The 17,198-nt window shown below is 74.6% G+C and carries 15 protein-coding genes; 8 read left to right on the top strand and 7 right to left on the bottom strand.

Translation table 11 applies throughout. The features are described 5' to 3' along the window. The first annotated feature begins 15 nt into the window (after positions 1–15). Positions 16–939 carry a LysR family transcriptional regulator gene (locus ACIQPT_RS03510; RefSeq protein WP_401152245.1) on the top strand — a complete coding sequence of 308 codons (924 nt, stop codon included), beginning with the start codon at positions 16–18 and terminating at the stop codon, positions 937–939. A 20-nt stretch (positions 940–959) separates the two neighbouring features. On the opposite strand, the gene ACIQPT_RS03515 is transcribed toward ACIQPT_RS03510, so the two are convergent. The 3 genes from ACIQPT_RS03515 to ACIQPT_RS03525 all read right to left on the bottom strand — a co-directional run bounded on the left by ACIQPT_RS03515 (position 960) and on the right by ACIQPT_RS03525 (position 5,784). After that, on the bottom strand, positions 960–2,225 hold the full coding sequence (locus ACIQPT_RS03515) for a low temperature requirement protein A (RefSeq protein ID WP_401152248.1): 1,266 nt from the start codon (positions 2,223–2,225) through the stop codon (positions 960–962). A 137-nt stretch (positions 2,226–2,362) separates the two neighbouring features. Further along, complete coding sequence (locus ACIQPT_RS03520; RefSeq protein WP_401152250.1) at positions 2,363–5,074, bottom strand: FtsX-like permease family protein; 2,712 nt, start codon at positions 5,072–5,074, stop codon at positions 2,363–2,365. An 11-nt stretch (positions 5,075–5,085) separates the two neighbouring features. Continuing rightward, positions 5,086–5,784, bottom strand: a complete 699-nt coding sequence (locus ACIQPT_RS03525) for an ABC transporter ATP-binding protein (RefSeq protein WP_401152555.1) — start codon at positions 5,782–5,784, stop codon at positions 5,086–5,088. Between the two features lie 203 nt (positions 5,785–5,987). On the opposite strand from ACIQPT_RS03525, the gene ACIQPT_RS03530 reads away from it, so the two are divergent. Continuing rightward, complete coding sequence (locus tag ACIQPT_RS03530; RefSeq protein ID WP_401152253.1) at positions 5,988–7,220, top strand: histidine kinase; 1,233 nt, start codon at positions 5,988–5,990, stop codon at positions 7,218–7,220. Beyond that, positions 7,208–7,867, top strand: coding sequence for a LuxR C-terminal-related transcriptional regulator (locus ACIQPT_RS03535; protein WP_401152256.1), 660 nt, complete (start codon positions 7,208–7,210; stop codon positions 7,865–7,867). The genes ACIQPT_RS03530 and ACIQPT_RS03535 overlap by 13 nt, the downstream gene beginning before the upstream one ends. Before the next feature lie 27 nt (positions 7,868–7,894). On the opposite strand, the gene ACIQPT_RS03540 is transcribed toward ACIQPT_RS03535, so the two are convergent. Next, on the bottom strand, positions 7,895–8,287 hold the full coding sequence (locus tag ACIQPT_RS03540) for a VOC family protein (protein ID WP_401152258.1): 393 nt from the start codon (positions 8,285–8,287) through the stop codon (positions 7,895–7,897). Positions 8,288–8,376: 89 nt separating this feature from the next. Between ACIQPT_RS03540 and ACIQPT_RS03545 the strand changes: the two genes are divergently transcribed. Both ACIQPT_RS03545 and ACIQPT_RS03550 read left to right on the top strand, forming a co-directional pair. Continuing rightward, the gene (locus ACIQPT_RS03545) at positions 8,377–9,033 is read left to right on the top strand and encodes a nucleoside/nucleotide kinase family protein (protein ID WP_401152261.1); all 657 of its coding nucleotides are present in this window, start codon (positions 8,377–8,379) and stop codon (positions 9,031–9,033) included. A 168-nt stretch (positions 9,034–9,201) separates the two neighbouring features. After that, on the top strand, positions 9,202–10,383 hold the full coding sequence (locus ACIQPT_RS03550; protein ID WP_401152264.1) for a M24 family metallopeptidase: 1,182 nt from the start codon (positions 9,202–9,204) through the stop codon (positions 10,381–10,383). A gap of 40 nt (positions 10,384–10,423) precedes the next feature. Here ACIQPT_RS03550 and treZ read toward each other — a convergent pair whose 3' ends face one another. Beyond that, a complete protein-coding gene (treZ, locus tag ACIQPT_RS03555) occupies positions 10,424–12,184 on the bottom strand; it encodes a malto-oligosyltrehalose trehalohydrolase (protein WP_401152267.1) in 1,761 nt (586 codons plus the stop codon). Between the two features lie 246 nt (positions 12,185–12,430). Between treZ and ACIQPT_RS03560 the strand changes: the two genes are divergently transcribed. Further along, positions 12,431–13,825 (top strand): GH1 family beta-glucosidase, encoded by a 1,395-nt coding sequence (locus ACIQPT_RS03560; RefSeq protein ID WP_401152270.1) that lies wholly within the window; start codon positions 12,431–12,433, stop codon positions 13,823–13,825. Between the two features lie 14 nt (positions 13,826–13,839). Then, entirely contained in the window at positions 13,840–14,988 is a 1,149-nt protein-coding gene (locus ACIQPT_RS03565) for an alpha-L-fucosidase (protein ID WP_401152272.1), read from the top strand. On the opposite strand, the gene ACIQPT_RS03570 is transcribed toward ACIQPT_RS03565, so the two are convergent. Next, positions 14,948–15,916 (bottom strand): GNAT family N-acetyltransferase, encoded by a 969-nt coding sequence (locus ACIQPT_RS03570; RefSeq protein WP_401152275.1) that lies wholly within the window; start codon positions 15,914–15,916, stop codon positions 14,948–14,950. The two genes, ACIQPT_RS03565 and ACIQPT_RS03570, sit on opposite strands and share 41 nt — an antisense overlap. Positions 15,917–16,131: 215 nt before the next feature. After that, positions 16,132–16,377 carry a hypothetical protein gene (locus ACIQPT_RS03575; protein ID WP_401152277.1) on the bottom strand — a complete coding sequence of 82 codons (246 nt, stop codon included), beginning with the start codon at positions 16,375–16,377 and terminating at the stop codon, positions 16,132–16,134. 154 nt (positions 16,378–16,531) lie between these two features. On the opposite strand from ACIQPT_RS03575, the gene ACIQPT_RS03580 reads away from it, so the two are divergent. Next, positions 16,532–17,197 (top strand): DUF1707 and FHA domain-containing protein, encoded by a 666-nt coding sequence (locus ACIQPT_RS03580; RefSeq protein WP_401152280.1) that lies wholly within the window; start codon positions 16,532–16,534, stop codon positions 17,195–17,197. The last annotated feature ends 1 nt before the right edge of the window (position 17,198 follow it).

A 17,198-nucleotide genomic window follows, 5' to 3' on the forward strand; every position in this document is an offset into this window, starting at 1 on the left:
TGGGACAATGGGCACATGATCGATGCGCGGCGGCTGCGAATCCTCCGTGCGGTGGCCGACCACCGCACCGTGACCGCGGCCGCCGCCGCGTTGTACCTGACGCCCTCCGCCGTCTCCCAGCAGCTCGCCGCCCTGGAACAGGAGACCGGCCACCGCCTCGTCGAACGCGGGGCGCGCGGAGCCCGGCTCACCGCCGCCGGGGAGATCCTGCTCAGCCACACCAACCTGGTCCTGGCCCAGCTGGAGCGGGCCGAGGCGGAGCTCGCGGACTACAGCGCGGGCGTCGCCGGTACGGTCACGGTCGCCGCGTTCGCCACCGGCATCGGCCTCGTCCTCGCCCCCGCCCTCACCGAGCTGGCCCGCACCGCGCCCGGCATCCGGGTCAAGGTCCAGGACGCGGAGGGCGACGCGAGCGTGCCGATGGTGCTGGACCGGCAGGTCGACGTGGCGGTGGCCGTCGAATACCGGGGCGCGCCCGCCGAGGACGACCGCCGCCTCACCCGCGTCCCCCTGTACTCGGAGCCGTTCGACGCGGTGCTCCCGGTGGACCACCGCCTCGCGGACCAGGACCAGGTCGCGGTCGCCGACCTCGCGAAGGACTCGTGGATCGGGCCGTACCCGGGCAACCCCTGCCATGACGTGGTGGTCCTGGCCTGCGAGTTCGCCGGGTTCGCCCCCCGCCTCGAACACTCCTCGGACGACTTCCGGGCCGTGGTCGCCCTGGCCGGGGCGGACGCCGGAGTGGCCCTGGTGCCCCGGTCCGCGCTGCGCGGGATGGAGCTGACCGGGGTGGTCGTCCGCCCGGTCGAGGGCAGCGCCCCCACCCGCCGGGTCTTCGCCGCCGTACGGCAGGGGGCCGAGGGCCATCCGCTGATCCGGCCGGTGCTGGACGCGATGGAGGCGGTGGCCGTACGGGAAGCGGGCCTGGCCCGCACCTGAGCCGAGCTCGCCGCCCGCGCTCATACGGTGCGCGGGGCCGGGCGCCTGAACCTGCGGCCCCGCCGCCCGGACGGCAGCGTTCCCGGCGGCTCCGGGTCGTAGAGGATCTGCCAGCAGACCAGCGCCACGAGGATCCCGATCGTGGCCCAGGCCGGCAGCCGCACGCCGAGCGGCGCGAGGGCCACGGCCACCACCACGCACGGCAGCGCCCAGCCCAGCAGCCAGACCCGGTCGGACCGGTCCGCCAGCGGCAGCGCCGCGACCAGACCGGCGGCGAAGTAGCCGGCCATCGCACCGCACAGGAGCCAGTGCTGCCCCTTGGGCAGGACGTCGTCGACGTGGGCGACGGCGGAACCCAGGGCGGTCGCCAGCGCCACGAGGAATCCGGTGGTCACCGCGTGCAGGAGCATGGCCAGCCGGGGTGCGAGCGCGTCCTTGCGCAGATGCGGGATGCCGTTGGTGCCGTACAGCAGGCTCAGCGCGCAGATCCCGGCCAGCAGCCCGAACGCGCCCAGCCCGGTGGCGACCAGCGGCAGGTCCCAGTCGTCGCGTTCGGAGGCCGCGTCGATGATCTGGATGACCCCTTCGCCCAGCACGATGATCACGTACAGGCCGAGGCGTTCGCCCATGTGCGCGGTGTCGATGCGCGACTCGCCGATCCGGGGCGGTGCGAGGCCGGGTGAGTGGGCCGGGCCCGGGGGCGGGCGCCCGGCGCGGCGGCCGGCCCGGCGTCCGGCGCGATCGGTGGCGCGGCGGAGGGTACGGCCCCGGGTGGAGACCAGCAGGGTGACGATGTCGACGGCGATACCGAGGGCCCAGAGCCAGTAGCGCCACGGAGTCGGTACGATGAGGGAGACGAGCCAGGGCAGCGCGCCCGCCCCGAACTGGGCCAGCGGCCAGTCGACGACGACGCTGCCCCGCCGCCACACCCGGCCAGCCTGCCAGCGCAGCGCGACATAGGCGACGACGAACGTGACGGCGTGGCTGGTGAGGACCGCGTGCACGGAGGCCGCCATCACCGCCATGCCGAGCATCGCGACCAGCAGGGTGCGGACCCGGGTGGCGGAGGCGGCGATGTCCCCGTAGACGGCGAACCCGGCCCAGACGGTCCAGAAAGCCAGGTAGAGGACCCCGTACAGGGCGAGATCCGCCAGGTGCGGACCGTCGTGCAGCAGATGGGCCAGCTGTCCCGCCCCGGCGACGACGACGAGATCGAAGAACAGCTCGTTCCAGCCGGCGTGCCGTTCGACGGGCGCGGCGCTCTCCGTGGACTCCTCGACCTCCATGGACCCATGGTCATCGGACGATGTCCGGCCGCGCCTCGGCTGTGGGCCGAATGGCGACGGGGCGAGGTCAGGGGCGGCTGCCCGCCACCCCTGACCTCGCCCCTCATCCGGTTCCGCCCCGCCCCTCGCCCCGCCCCTCACCCCGCCCGGCGTCCCAGGACGAAGCGTCCGCCCGCCGCGCCCGGGATCAGCGTTCCCGCTGCCGCCGCGAGTGCCACCGCCCCCGCGATCACCCCGTAGTGCGCCGGCGGGAGATACGGGGCCGTGCCCGCCACCGAGACGGCGAACGCGGTCAGCGGGACCGCCGCCACCACCGTGCCGATCACCAGGCCGGCGACCGTCACCAGACCGGTCTCCAGCACCAGCATCCGCCGCAGCTGCCGGCGCCCCGTGCCGACCATTCGCAGCAGCCGGAACTCGCCCCTGCGGCCGATCGTGATCAGTGCCAGCGTGCTCACCACGGCCAGCAGCGCGAAGCCGCCGATCACCCCGACGCCGATGACGATCACCGCGTTGTCCCCGTCCGACACCGGCGGAGCGATCCGCACGTCGTCGGCCGTCGCGGCCCGGACCGTCACCCCGCCGCCGTACGGAGCCAGCGCCTTCCGCACGGCGGCCGCGGCCTCCCCGTCGCTCCCCGCCCCGGTCCGGATCAGGACGACCCCGTCCCGCGCGGCCGAGACATGGCCCGCCAGCGCCTCGCGCGGGAAGAGGAACTCGCCCAGGCCCAGCTCGTGTCCGTACACCGCGACGACCCGGGGCTCCACCCGCGTACCGTCGCCGAGCCGCAGCGCCACCCGGTCCCCGGGGCCGACCTTCAGGCTCTTCGCCCGGTCCGCCCCGACCGCGACGGCGTCGAGCCCCGTGAGCCGGTCCAGGTCGCCCGCCGTGACGCGGGGGTCGAGCGTGCCGGACAGGCCGCGCGCCTCCACGCCGAGCACGGGCAGCCGGGACAGCACCGGTTCACCGGCCTCCCGGTCGGCCAGGACGACCGCCGACCGCAGCACCCCGGTCGCCGCCGTGACCCCCGGTGCCTCCCGCACCGCCCGGGCCGCCCCGGCGGGCAGCCCCGCCCCGCCGGCCGTCGCCACCAGGTCCGCCCGCAGCGCGGCGGACGCCTGCCGGTCGGCGGCCCGCTCCAGCGTCGGCCCCGCCGCGAGCTGCACGCAGACGAACGCGACCACCAGCACGATCGGGGTGAACGCGGTGGCGAGCCGCCGGGTGTGCGCCGAGGCCGCCCGCTCGGCGAGGAAGCCCGAGACCCCGCCCGCCCGGCGCAGCGGACGGCCCAGCACGCCCAGGGCGATCCGGGCGATCCGGGGCCCCAGCAGTGCGACCGCGATCACCAGCGACAACGCCGCGCCCGAGGCGGCGGCGCCCGCCGCCGGACCGCTCTGCGCCGTCGCCACGCCCGCCGAGCTGATCCCGGCGAAGGCCAGCACCACCCCCGCGACCGTGCGGAACCGTCCCGGCTCGCTCGGCTCGTCCGCCGCCGCCGCACCCAGCGCGGCGGCGGGCCGCAGCCGGGTGATGGACCGGGCGGCGAGCATCGCGACCGGCCGTGCGAGCAGCGCGACCAGCAGCCCGCCGGCCAGCGCGGCGGCGGGCGGCAGCCACCACGGCACCGGCAGCGGAAGCGTCCCGGTGGTCAGCAGCGAACGCATCGCGAGACCCAGCGGTACGGCCCCGAGGCCGCCCAGTAGCGCCGCCACCGCGGAGACCCGGCCCGCCTCCCGGCCGATCGCGGACCGGAGCTGACGGGGGGATGCCCCCACCGCCCGCAGCAGCGCCAGTTCCCCGGACCGCTGATGGATCGCCTGGGACAGCGTCGAGGCGATCACGAGGAGCGCCACCATGAGCACGGTGCCGCCGATCGACCCGAGCAGGGCCAGTTGGTCGCCGCGCCCGCCGAGCGCGTCCACGTGCTCGGCCTCCCCGCGCTCCGCACCCGTCAGCACCCGTACGCCCCGGTCGGATCCGGCGACGCCCGCGTTCTCGGGCAGCACCGCGCCGATCGCCTCGCGCAGCGCCTTCGGCCCGACGCCCGGCTCCGCGACCACACCGATCGCGTCGATCCGGCCCGGGTGCCCGGCCAGTGCGGTCAGCCGGGGTTCGGTGAAGAACACGGCCGGGGGGCCGTCGCCGCCGTGCCCGGTGCGGGCGATCCCGCTGACGGTGTACGTCCGGGTGGTCCCGTCGGCCCGCAGCACGATCCGCTCGCCCGGAGCCGGGGCGGGGCCGGCTGCCGTCAGCGCGCCGTCCAGGACGACCTCGGTCGCGTCCCCGGGGGCCCGCCCTTCGGCCAGTTCGTACGGGGTGAGCACGGCGGACGGCCAGGAGCGGCCCACCGCCGGCCGCCCGTCGCCGGTGGACACCGGCACGGAGTCGTCCGCGACGGCCTTCGCCACCCCGTCGGCCCCGGCCACCGCGGCCAGCACCGACCGGTCCAGGCGGGCCCGCTCCGGCAGGTACGCCGTCGCGGTCTGCGGTTCGCTGCCCCAGGGCTTCGCGGTGTACGACACCTTCTGGTCCGCCGCCACCACCGCGTCGGCGCCCGCGTACCGCTGCACCGGCGGCGCGGCCACCAGCAGCGAGCCGACGACGAACGCGAACGCGCCGATCAGCGCGGCGGCCGCGCCCGTCGCCACGATCACCGCCGCCCAGGCCCGCCGGTGCGTGGCCAGGGACCGCCTGGCCAGGAACGCCGACGCCCGCCGCGACCCCTGCCGTACGCCCCGCGCCTCCCGGGCGGGCGTCCCCTTACGCCTCTGCCGTACGTCCGGCGGCTCCTGGGCCGCCGTGCCCGTACGCTCCCGTGTCGCGGCGGACCTCATCGCAGCGGATTTCATCGCGGGCGACTTCATCGCAGCCGACCGCCGTCCATCGTCAGCACGGTGTCCGCCCAGCTCGCCGCCACCGGATCATGGGTGACCATCACGACCGTGCGGCCCTCGATCCGTACGGCGTCCCGCAGCAGCGCCAGCACCAGCGCCGCGGACTCCGGGTCGAGGGAGGCGGTCGGCTCGTCCGCGAAGATCACCTCGGGCTCCGTCACCAGCGCCCGGGCCACCGCCACCCGCTGCTGCTGCCCGCCCGACATCGTCGAGGGCCCGTCGCCGCCGCGCCCCGCGAGACCCACCCGGGCCAGCAACTCCCGGCCCCGCGCCAGCACATCGGGCCCGCCCGGGTCCGCGCCGCCCAGCACCAGCGGCAGCACCACGTTCTCCTCGATGGACAGCGACGGCACCAGGTTGAGCGCGTGCGACTGGAAGACGAACCCGATCCGGTCCCGGCGCAACCGGGTCAGCGCCGCCTCCGAGAGCGACCCGAGATCGGTGCCCGCGATCCGCACCGTCCCCGAGGTCGGCCGGTCCAGGCCCGCCGCGACCTGGAGGAAGGTGCTCTTGCCCGAACCCGAGGGGCCGACCACCGCGGTGAAGCTCCCGGCCGGGACCGTACAGCTGACCGCGTCGAGCGCCGTCGTCCACCGGCTGCTCCCGCGCCGCCCGTAGCTCCGGCTCACCCCTTCCAGACCGAGCGCGGTCGCCTGCTCCACCATCGTCGTACCCACTGTTCGCCTCCACCGTCCCCGGAGTGTCCTCCGGACCCGTCCCCGTACCGTTTGACCTGCTAGAACGCTATGAGTCGGGGCGCGGCGGGGCGAGGGTGCGCACTACCGGACCGGGGGTGGACCCAGCTGTACCCCCGGCCGGGTGCCCGCCCCCGTCCGGCGGCGGGTCGGCCCCCGTACCGTTGGCTGCCATGAGCAGCTCCCCGTCCGCCCCCCTCACGGTCGCCGTGCAGCGTTCCTGGGACGCCTCGCGCTACCTCTTCCTCGGCATCGGGGTCGCGATGCTGACCTACATCGGCGGGTTCCTGGTCGTGGCGGCCCTCCTGTTCGCCGTCGTGATCATCGGGCTGCCCGCGCTGCCGGAGGCCGCCGGACTGCTGCGCCGGGCCGCCGCGGCGGAGAGCCGCCGGGCGGCGGCCCGGCTCGGTCCCGGACACCGGCCGGCCTCGTATCCGCCGCCGCCCGGCGGCGAGTTGTCCGAACGGGTGCGGTGGACGCTCACCGACCGGACCACCTGGCGGCTCGCGCTCTGGCTGCCGATCCAGACGCTCTTCGGGATGGGGCTCGGCTACCTCGCGATGGTCCTGTGGCCCATCGCCCTGCTGGTGGACGGGATCGGCCTGTCCGTCGTGGGCCTGGTGGACCGGCGGCGGGCCGACGAGTACGGCACCGAGCCGCCCGAGCGGCCGGGCTGGGCGCTGCGCTGGCATCCGGTGCTGGCCGACCTCTCGGCGGGCTGGACGCTGGCCCTCCTCGCCCCGCCGCCCGCCGCCGAACTCACCGAACGGATCGCCCACCTCACCGAGAGCCGGGCCGGTGCGGTCGCCGCGCACGGGGCCGAACTGCGGCGCATCGAACGGGATCTGCACGACGGCGCCCAGGCCAGGATCGTCGCCCTGTCGATGCGGATCGGGCTCGCCAAACAGCTCCTCGACCGCGACCCGGCCGCCGCGCGGGCCCGCCTGGACGAGGCGCAGGACGGGGCCGACGCCGCGCTCGCCGAGCTGCGGCACGTGGTGCGCGGCATCCACCCGCCGGTGCTCACCGACCGTGGACTGGCCGGTGCGGTACGGGCGTTGGCCGCCGACGTCGCCGTCCCCGTCACGGCGGACCTGGACGCGGTGGAGGACGGGCGGCGGCTGCCCGCCGCGATCGAGGCCGCCGCCTACTTCGTGGTGGCCGAGGCGCTCACCAACATCAGCAAGCACAGCGGCGCCACCGCCGCCCGGGTCCGTATCGACCGGCCCCCCGGCGTGCTGCGCGTGACCATCGGCGACGATGGTCACGGCGGCGCGGACGAACGCGCCGGCAGCGGGCTGGTGGGCATCCGGCGGCGGGTCGCCGCACTGGACGGCGCCACCCGCGTCAGCAGCCCCGCCGGGGGGCCGACGGACATCGAAGTGGAGCTGCCGTGCGGATCGTGATCGCCGAGGACAACGCCCTCCTGCGCGAGGGCCTGATTCTCCTGCTCACCAGCTCCGGACACGAGGTGGTGGCCGACGCGGCGGCCGGCCCGGAGATCCTGCCCGCCCTGCTCGAACACCGCCCGGACGTCGCCGTCCTGGACGTACGGCTGCCGCCCACCTTCCGCGACGAGGGCCTGCGGGCCGCGCTCGCCGCCCGCGCCGAACTGCCCGACCTGCCGATCCTGGTCCTCTCGCAGTACGTCGAGGAGACCTACGCCGCCGAGCTCCTCGCCCAGGGCGCCCGGGGCATCGGCTATCTGCTCAAGGACCGGGTGGGCCGGGTCGAGCAGTTCCTGGAGGCGCTGGACCGGGTGGCGGCGGGCGGCACCGCCCTCGACCCGGAGGTCGTCACCCAGCTCCTCACCCGCAAGTCCTCGGCGGGCCCGCTCCAGAGCCTCACCGCCCGCGAGCGCGAGGTCCTGGAACACATGGCGCAGGGCAAGGCCAACGGCACGATCGCCGCCGAACTCACCGTCTCCGAACGGGCGGTGAGCAAGCACATCGGCTCCATCTTCGCCAAGCTCGGCCTGGAGCCGGACGACGGCACCGTCCACCGCCGCGTCCTCGCGGTGCTCGCCTACCTGGAGGGCCGGGGCGGGCACTGACCCGGGCCGGAGCGGGGGCAAACGGACTCAGGCGGCCGGCTGCAACAGGTCCCAGCGGTTGCCGTACAGGTCCTCGAAGACCGCGACCGAGCCGTACGTCTCGTGCCGGGGCTCCTCCAGGAACCGCACCCCGGCCGCACGCATCCGCTCATGGTCCGCCGCGAAGTCCTCGGTGTGCAGGAAGAAGCCGACCCGGCCGCCCGTTTGCGCCCCGACGGCCGCGCCCTGCGCCTCGTCCTTCGCCCGGGCCAGCAGCAGCCCCGTGCCGGGAGCCGCGCCGCGCGGGCGCACCACCACCCAGCGGGTGCCGTCGCCCCGGTCGGTGTCCTCCACCAGCTCGAAGCCGAGCGCGTCGCGGTAGAACGCGAGCGCCTCGTCGTAGTCGCGGACGACCAGGGTGACCAGGGCGATGTGGGGCATGGCGGGGGAGTCCTTCCGATGATGAGGCCGACGATGAGGTTATACGTAACACTAACGCCGGGGCCCTCCGCCGCCGCACAATGCCCCGCATGGACATCGTGGACGGCACGAGCACCGGCGGCCTCGCCGCGCTGACGGACCGGGCCCGCGCGCTCGCGGACGCCGGAGGGCGACGGATCCTCGGGATCGCGGGCCCGCCCGGAGCCGGGAAGTCCACTCTGGCGGACCGGCTGGTCGCGGCCCTGGACGGACGCGCCGCCCTCGTCCCGATGGACGGCTTCCACCTCGCCGCCGCCGAGCTGGACCGGCTGGGCCGCGCCGACCGGAAGGGCGCCCCCGACACCTTCGACGCCGCCGGCTACGCGGCCCTGCTGCGGCGGCTGCGCGACCCGGACCCGGTGCACACGGTCTACGCCCCCGCCTTCGACCGGTCCCTGGAGGAGCCGGTCGCCGGTGCGCTGCCCGTACCGCCGGATGTCCCGCTCGTCGTCACCGAGGGCAACTACCTGCTGCTGGAGGACGGGCCCTGGGCGCCGGTGCGCGGGCTGCTGGACGAGGTGTGGTTCCTGGACCTCGACCCGGGCGTCCGGGTGCGCCGCCTCGTCGACCGCCATGTGCGCCACGGAAAGCCCCGGCCGCACGCCGAGGAGTGGGTGGCCCGCTCCGACGAGGCGAACGCCCGACTGGTGGAGCGGGGCCGGGACCGGGCCGACCTGATCGTGCGGCTGCCGACGGCTGACGGCTGACGGCCCCGCCGGAACACGGCCGGGAAGCCGGTCGCGTACACCCCGCCGGAACACGGCCGGGAAGCCGGTCGCGTACACCCCGCCGGAACACGGCCGGGAAGCCGGTCGCGTACACCTCGCCGGGCGGGCAGGATGCTGTGTGCCGTGTCGCACCGCCAGGAGGCCCTGATGTCCAGCCCGAGCCCGTCCGCTCAGCAGCCCGCTCAGCAGCCCGCTCAGCAGCCCGCGCCGCAGTCCGCCCCGCCGTCCTTCACCGCCGACGACTATCGGGCCCGGATGGCGCGCGCCGCCGAGTCCGCCGCCGAGGCCGGGCTCGCCGGGGTGATCGTCGCGCCGGGCCCCGACCTCGTCCACCTCACCGGCTACCGCCCCGTGAGCACCGAACGCCTCACGCTCCTCGTGCTCCGGGCCGGCCAGGACCCGGTCCTGGTGGTCCCGACCCTGGAGGCCCCCGACGCGGCCGCCGCCACCGGCGCGCCCGCCCTCACCCTGCGGGACTGGACCGACGGCAAGGACCCGTACGCGGTGACCGCCCCGCTGCTGGACGACCGGGGCCGCTTCGGCGTCAGCGACAACGCCTGGGCGATGCATCTGCTCGGCCTCCAGCGCGAGCTGCCCGGCACCTCCTACACCGCGCTCACCGAGGCGCTGCCGATGCTCCGCGCGGTGAAGGACGCCGCCGAGCTGGAACGGCTCGCCGCCGCCGGGGCCGCCGCCGACGCCACGTACGAGGAGATCCTCAAGGTGCGCTTCTCCGGCCGCCGGGAGGTCGACCTGGCCACCGATCTGGCCGCGCTGCTCCGCGAGTTCGGGCACTCCCAGGTCGACTTCACCGTCGTCGGATCCGGCCCCAACGGGGCCAACCCGCACCACGAGGCGGGCGAACGCACCATCGAGCGCGGCGACATGGTGGTCCTCGACTTCGGCGGCCTGAAGCACGGCTACGGCTCCGACACCTCCCGTACGGTCCATGTCGGCGAGCCCACCGCCGAGGAGCAGCGGGTCCACGACATCGTCCGCGAGGCCCAGCGGGCGGGCTGTGCCGCCGTCCGGCCCGGCGTCGCCTGCCAGGAGATCGACCGGGCCGCCCGCGCGGTGATCACCGAGTTCGGCTACGGCGACCGCTTCATCCACCGCACCGGCCACGGCATCGGCGTCACCACCCACGAGCCGCCGTACATGATCGAGGGCGAGGAGCAGCAGCTCGTCCCCGGCATGTGTTTCTCCGTGGAGCCGGGCGTCTATCTCCCGGGCCGCTTCGGCGTCCGGATCGAGGACATCGTGGCCGTCACCGAGGACGGCGGCCGACGGCTCAACACCACCGCCCGCGAGCTGGCGATCGTGGAATAGCCGTGGAGTAGCCGTGGAATAGCGGGCAGCGGCGGGGAGTTCAGTCGTCCGCCAGCACCACGCACGACTCCGGCGGCAGATGCAGCACCCCGTCCGCGCCCGGCGCCTCCATCGGCTCCCAGGCCGCCGCCACCCGTCCGCCGGAACGGCGGTGGCGGCCGAGGCCGAGGGGGATCGCCGCCGGCTTGTCGGCCAGGTTCACCACGACCCGCAGATCGCCCCTGCGGTACGCGAACCACCGCGCGTCCTCGTCGAAGGCGGTCTTCACCGAGGCCAGGTCGGGATCGTGGAGGTCGGGCAACGTACGCCGCAGCGCGATCAGTTGGCGGTACCAGGCGAGCAGCCGTGCGTGCGGTTCGCGCTCCGGCTCGGCCCAGTCGAGGACCGAGCGGTCCCGGGTCGCGGGGTCCTGCGGGTCGGGGATCTCCTCCTCGGCCCAGCCGTGCGCCCCGAACTCCCGCCGCCTGCCGTTGCGTACGGCCTCGGCCAGCTCCGGGTCCGTGTGGTCGGTGAAGAACTGCCAGGGGGTGCGCGCCCCCCACTCCTCGCCCATGAACAGCATCGGGGTGAACGGGCCGGTCAGCACGAGCGCGGCGGCGCACGCCCGGAGGCCGGGGGAGAGGGAGGCGGCGAGGCGGTCCCCCAGCGCCCGGTTGCCGATCTGGTCGTGCGTCTGCGCGTACCCGACGAAGCGGTGGGCGGGGGTGCGGGACACATCGACCGGGCGGCCGTGGGTGCGGCCCCGGAAGCTGGAGTAGGTCCCGTTGTGGAAGAACGCGGACGTCACCGTCTTGGCGAGGGCGGCGAGCGGGGCGCGGGCGAAGTCGGCGTAGTAGCCCTGGGACTCGCCGGTGAGCGCCGTGTGCAGGGCGTGGTGGAAGTCGTCGTTCCACTGGGCGTGCAGCCCGAGGCCGCCCGCCGGGCGCGGGGTGGTGGTGCGCGGGTCGCAGAGGTCGGACTCGGCGATCAGCCCGAGCGGCCGCCCCAGCTCCACCGCCAGCGCGTCGACCGCAGCCGACAGCTCCTCCAGGAAGGTGAGCGCCCGGGTGTCGGCGAGCGCGTGCACGGCGTCCAGGCGCAGCCCGTCGAGCCGGTAGTCGCGCAGCCAGGCCAGCGCGCTGCCCAGCAGGAACGCCCGCACCTCGTCGGAGCCCGGCGCGTCCAGATTGACGGCCGCGCCCCACGGGGTGTGGTGGGTGTCGGTGAAGTACGGGCCGAAGGAGGGCAGATGGTTGCCTGAGGGGCCCAGGTGGTTGTGGACGACGTCCAGGACCACCCCGAGCCCCAGCCCGTGCGCCGCGTCGACCAAGCGCTTCAGCCCCTCGGGCCCGCCGTACGGCTCGTGCACCGCCCACAGCGAGACACCCTCGTAGCCCCAGCCGTTGACCCCCGGGAACGGGCAGAGGGGCATCAGCGACACATGGGTGACGCCCAGCTCCGCCAGATGGCCCAGCCGCGCCGCCGCCGCGTCGAACGTGCCCTCCGGGGTGTACGTCCCCACGTGCAGCTCGTACAGCACCGCCCGGTTCAGCCGCCGCCCGGCCCACCCGTTGCGCCAGGCGTACGCCTCCTGGTCGACGACCGCGCTCGGGCCGTCGGGCCCGTCCGGCTGCCGCCGCGACCGGGGGTCGGGCAGCAGCGGCCCGTCGTCCACCCGGAACCCGTACCGGTCCCCGTCGGAGGCCTCCGCCTCGGCCGTCCACCACCCCTCGCGCCCCGTGTCGCGCTCCATCGGGGACCGGACGTCCGCCGCCTCCAGCACGACCGAGTCCGCCTCGGGGGCCCACACCTCGAACTGCATCCACCACTCCTCGTCCCTGGGCGGGGCGCGCGCGCCGCCCGGGGCGGGCTTCGCGCTCCACACGACAGGCTCTGTTGCCGCCCGCCACCGGCGATTAAGGTCTGGTCCTGATCATTGCCCGGCGAGGTTCCCGCTCATACGGATTTCGCTCACACGTACTGGTTCTGCTGACACCCGACCGGTTCTGCTGAAACGGACCGCTTCCGCTCCTGGTCCTGCTCCTACGTACGGCTGCTGGAGGCCGCGATGACCGTGCCGATGTTCCCGCCCGGCTTCCTCTGGGGAGCCTCCGCCTCCGCCTTCCAGACCGAGGGGGCGGTGGACGCGGACGGCAAGGGCCCCTCCGGCTGGGACGCCTTCGCCGCCCTGCCGGGCCGGATCAAGGACGGCACCGACACCACCCGGGGCACCGGCTTCCACGCCCGCTACCGCGAGGACGTCGCGCTGCTGGCCGGACTCGGCGCCGACGCCTTCCGGTTCTCCGTGAGCTGGCCCCGTGTGGTGCCCGGCGGCAGCGGAGCCGTCAACGCCGACGGGCTCGACTTCTACGACCGGCTCGTCGACGAGCTCTGCGCCCACGGCATCACCCCCGCCCCGACCCTCTACCACTGGGACACCCCGCTCCCGCTGGAGGAGGCGGGCGGCTGGCTCGACCGGGACACCGCCCACCGCTTCGCCGAGTACGCGGGCATCGTCGCCGAACGCCTCGCCGACCGCGTCCCCATGTGGATCACGATCAACGAGCCCGCCGAGGTCACGATGCTCGGCTACGCGCTGGGCGAGCACGCCCCGGGCCGCACCCTGCTCTTCGACGCCCTGCCCGCCGCCCACCACCAGCTCCTCGCCCACGGCCTCGCGGTCCGTGCCCTGCGCGCGGCCGGCGCGGACAACATCGGTGTCGCCCTCTCGCACGCCCCGGTCTGGACGGCCGGGGACACCGATGAGGACCGCTTCGGCGCGGAGCTGTACGACACGCTCACCAACTGGCTCTTCGCCGACCCGGTCCTCACCGGGCGCTACCCGGACGAGAGCCTCGCCGCCCTGATGCCGGGACCCGTCGCCGACGACCTGAAGATCATCTCCACCCCGCTCGACTGGTACGGCGTCAACTACTACAACCCGACCCTCGTCGGAGCGCCCAGGCCCGAGGCCCTGGACACCTTCTCCGGCTTCACGATGCCCGCCGAACTGCCCTTCGGGATACGGGAGATCGAGGGGTACGAGAAGACCGGATTCGGCTGGCCCGTGGTCCCGGAAGGCCTCACCGAGATCGTCACCGCGCTGCACACCCGCTACGGCGACCGCCTCCCGCCGCTCTACATCACCGAGAACGGCTGCGCCCTGGAGGAACCGCACGCGGATGACCGCCGCATCGCCTACCTGGAGAGCCATCTGAGGGCCCTGCGGTCGGCGATGGACGCCGGGGTGGACATACGCGGCTACTTCACCTGGTCGCTCACCGACAACGTCGAGTGGACGGAGGGTGCCTCGCAGCGGTTCGGCCTCGTCCACATCGACTACGAGACGCTGACCCGTACGCCGAAGGCCTCGTACGCCTGGTACCGCGACCTGATCCACGCACAGAAGCGGCAGAAGGGGAACGAAGCGGTCGAGGGGACTTACGCGACGCCGCCCCGATGATCAATACTCCCGCCATGGTCGCTTCATGGTGGTCCCGGGCCCGACTGGGGATCTTCGTTCACTGGACACCCGCCTCCGTCCCCGGCTGGGCCCCGCCCTATGTCCCCGCCGCCGAACTGCCGGCGGCGGGCCGGCGTGCGCCGCTGGGCTGGACCTCGTACGCGGAGTGGTACGAGAACGCGCTCCGCTTCCCCGGCTCCCCGGTCGCCGCCCACCACCGCGCCACCTACGGCACCCACCCCTACACGGACTTCGGCCACGCCTTCGAGGACGGGCTCAGCACCTGGGACCCCGCCGCCTGGGCCCGCGGCTTCCGGGAGGCGGGCGCCGAATACGCGGTGCTGGTCACCAAGCACCACGACGGGTTCTGCCTCTGGCCCTCCGGGACGAAGAACCCGCACCGCGCCGGCTGGCACACGACCCGGGACGTGGTCGGCGAGTTCGCCGAGGCCGTACGGGCCGAGGGCCTGCGCTTCGGCGTCTACTACTCCGGCGGGCTCGACTGGACCTTCGACGATCGGCCCATCGGCACCGCCGCCGACATGTTCTCCGCCGTCCCGCGCGGGAACTACCCGGCGTACGCGGACGCGCAGCTGAGAGAGCTGATCCGGCGCTATCGCCCCGACATCCTCTGGAACGACATCGCCTGGCCCGCCTCCGCCGCCGAGATCCGTTCGCTGGTCGACTTCTACCGCTTCACCGTGCCGCAGGGCGTCGTCAACGACCGCCTGCTGCCGTACGCACCGCACTGGCGGGGCCTGAACCTGCCGGGTGCGAAGGCGCTGTACAACTGGTGGGACCGCCGGACGGTGGCGCAGGGCGAGGGCTTCGTCCCGCGCACACCGCCCGTCTACGACTTCCGCACCCCGGAGTACGCCCGCTACGAGGGCTCCGACCCGTACGAGATCACCCGGGGCGTCGACCACAGCTTCGGCTACAACCGGGCCTCGGGGCCGGACGACTTCATCGGCCGCGAGGCCCTGACCTCACTGGTCCGCGACACGGCGGCCGACGGCGGCCGAGTGCTGCTCAACGTGGGGCCGCGCGGCGAGGACGCGACGATCCCCGCCGAGCAGCGACTCCGCCTGGACTGGCTCGCCGAGGAGACGGCGAGCGGGTCACTCACCCCTGAGCGAACACCAGGTCGATCCGCTCCTGAGTGACGGGATGACCGGCGCGGGCGAACGCGGCGGCCATCGGCGCGTTCCCCCGGTCCGTCGCGCCCGCGATGGACTCGGCGCCCCGCTCGACCAGGAAGCGGGTGCACTCCACCAGCAGGTCGTAGCCGTACCCGTGCCCGCGCGCCTCGGGGACGACCCCGATGAAGCCGATGCACGGCCCGGACGGGTTGTGCGCGGGCACATGGATGCCCGCCAGCTGACCGTCCGGCGTGTACGCGAGCTGCCACCACTCCCTCGGCGAGGGGCACCAGCGGAAGAAGTCCAACTCCTCCTGGGCCGCCGCGTCCAGGCCGCCCGGTCCTTCGATCGCCTTACGGGCGTGGGCGTCCAGCGTGACCGAATGCACCCGGCGCAGGACGTCGAGGATCACCGCGTCGTCCGGCTCGGGGTGGAAGGTGAGTCGGCCCGGCCGTTCGGGCAGCGGGCAGTCGGGGGTCCACACATAGCGGTAGCGCTCGACGAGGATCTCCATCCCGGCCGCCCGCGCCGCGTCGATCCTGGTCTCGGCGGCGGCCCGGACCTCGGGCACGTCCCGCCAGTTGGGCGGCACCAGCAGGGAGAACTCGGTACGGAAGGGGGCCCGGCGCAGAAGTTCGGCGCCCGCCTCCTCCTCGCCGACCGCGAAGTCGAACCAGTCGAGGGCGATGGGCGCGGTGTCGTCGGGAGCGCCCCACCAGGCGGTCCTGGCCACCACCGTGCCGTCGCGCAGGGCGACCCACGTCCAGTCGGGGCGGTACTCGCCGCCGTCCGCCACGGTGGCGTAACGGTGGCCGAACGCGCCACGGCCGACGAGAGCGGTGTCCTGAAGATCAGCGCCCTGAAGTTCGGTGTTCTGAAGCTCGGTGTTCTGAAGAGTATGGAAAAGACCGGCGTCGCTCGGGGTGAGCGCGCGAATGACCAGATCGGTCATGGAGAGATCCTCCGGGAAGAAACGCAGCGCTCCCGGTCAGACGGAGTCCGACACCGCCCGGTGGACGGGGCGGGAGCGCGAGGATGAGAAGAAGCTGCGGTTTCCGGCGGTACCGGTGGTGTTCTCACGCACGGTCCCACCCCCTTTCACGACCTTGATCGATAGCGGTGCCGACCGTAGCCGCGGCCGGCGCCCGCCGTCCACCGGATATTCCCTCACCCCTGGCGACGGGCTTTGCGCTGCAGCGCCTCGCGCCGTTTGCGGAGCGCGGCCTGGCGACGGTGGGAGGCCTTGCGCTCCCGCGCCCGGCGCCGGTCCTCGGGCGTGCGGTGCTTGCGCGGGCTGAGGTAGACGACCATCGCGAAACCACCGAACACCACAAGCACCATGAGCATGACGACCACGCCCAGGATCGTGATGGCGACCGGTTCGTCGGACGCCAGTCCCTGGAATGCGTTCATGGTCCCGCCCCCCCCTGCCCTCGTCCGTGACCTGTCGGCTTGCCGTGCCACGACCCTATCCGGGCGCCCCGGAAGCGGGCAGGGCCGGTCGGGCGGCGGGGGACACACGGCCTCGTCTGGACACTCCGGGCCCCTCGGCCCGACAATCGTCCACGTGACGTCCTCCTTCGAGTTCCACACGAGTCCCGCGCGGCTGTCGGACGCCCAGCGCGACCGTGTCCTCGGCGTGCTCAGAGACGGTGCGGCACAGGGCAAGCTGTCGCACGACACCTTCATGCGGCGCATGGAGCTCGCCCTCGTGGCCCGTCGCCCCGAGGAACTGGCGGCCCTCACCTCCGACCTGGACGACGGCAGCCGCTGGTCCCAGGGACTGGTCCGCGCGGTGGGCGGGATCTCCGCCTTCCCCGGGCGGCTGCGCCGCGCCTGGCAGACCGAGCGGCTCCCCAAACTGCTGCTCCCCGCGCCCGGCCCGTATCCGTTGCTCATCGGCCGCGACCCGGCGAACGGACTGCGCCTCAACCACGAGACGGTCTCCCGGCTGCACGCCGAACTCTCCGCGCAGAACGGCCGCTGGGTGCTGCGCGACCTCGGCTCCACCAACGGGACCTGCGTCAACGGCCAGCGGCTCGTCGGCTCCATCCCGGTGCGGGACGGCGACCAGGTGAGCTTCGGCCGGATGAGCTTCCGCCTCACCGCCCCGGCCCTCCGTCCGCCCGAGCTGCCGTCGGCCGCACCCCGGCCGCCCGCCGCCCGCCCGCCCGAACTGCCGCCGCGCGCGCCCGAGCTGCCGCCGCACGGCCCCGGCCTTCCGCCCGCCTGAG

The sequence above is a fragment of the Streptomyces sp. NPDC091289 genome, from assembly GCF_044757365.1.
Taxonomy (GTDB): domain Bacteria; phylum Actinomycetota; class Actinomycetes; order Streptomycetales; family Streptomycetaceae; genus Streptomyces.

What these genes read in the sequence shown, in the direction of transcription:
- ACIQPT_RS03530 (WP_401152253.1), top strand. Translation starts at nt 5,988, where the DNA reads ATGAGCAGCTCCCCGTCCGCCCCCCTCACGGTCGCCGTGCAGCGTTCC.
- ACIQPT_RS03575 (WP_401152277.1), bottom strand. Translation starts at nt 16,377, where the DNA reads ATGAACGCATTCCAGGGACTGGCGTCCGACGAACCGGTCGCCATCACG.
- treZ (WP_401152267.1), bottom strand. Translation starts at nt 12,184, where the DNA reads ATGCAGTTCGAGGTGTGGGCCCCCGAGGCGGACTCGGTCGTGCTGGAG.
- ACIQPT_RS03545 (WP_401152261.1), top strand. Translation starts at nt 8,377, where the DNA reads ATGGACATCGTGGACGGCACGAGCACCGGCGGCCTCGCCGCGCTGACG.
- ACIQPT_RS03520 (WP_401152250.1), bottom strand. Translation starts at nt 5,074, where the DNA reads ATGAAATCCGCTGCGATGAGGTCCGCCGCGACACGGGAGCGTACGGGC.
- ACIQPT_RS03510 (WP_401152245.1), top strand. Translation starts at nt 16, where the DNA reads ATGATCGATGCGCGGCGGCTGCGAATCCTCCGTGCGGTGGCCGACCAC.
- ACIQPT_RS03570 (WP_401152275.1), bottom strand. Translation starts at nt 15,916, where the DNA reads ATGACCGATCTGGTCATTCGCGCGCTCACCCCGAGCGACGCCGGTCTT.
- ACIQPT_RS03525 (WP_401152555.1), bottom strand. Translation starts at nt 5,784, where the DNA reads ATGGTGGAGCAGGCGACCGCGCTCGGTCTGGAAGGGGTGAGCCGGAGC.
- ACIQPT_RS03540 (WP_401152258.1), bottom strand. Translation starts at nt 8,287, where the DNA reads ATGCCCCACATCGCCCTGGTCACCCTGGTCGTCCGCGACTACGACGAG.
- ACIQPT_RS03565 (WP_401152272.1), top strand. Translation starts at nt 13,840, where the DNA reads ATGGTCGCTTCATGGTGGTCCCGGGCCCGACTGGGGATCTTCGTTCAC.
- ACIQPT_RS03515 (WP_401152248.1), bottom strand. Translation starts at nt 2,225, where the DNA reads ATGGAGGTCGAGGAGTCCACGGAGAGCGCCGCGCCCGTCGAACGGCAC.
- ACIQPT_RS03550 (WP_401152264.1), top strand. Translation starts at nt 9,202, where the DNA reads ATGTCCAGCCCGAGCCCGTCCGCTCAGCAGCCCGCTCAGCAGCCCGCT.
- ACIQPT_RS03560 (WP_401152270.1), top strand. Translation starts at nt 12,431, where the DNA reads ATGACCGTGCCGATGTTCCCGCCCGGCTTCCTCTGGGGAGCCTCCGCC.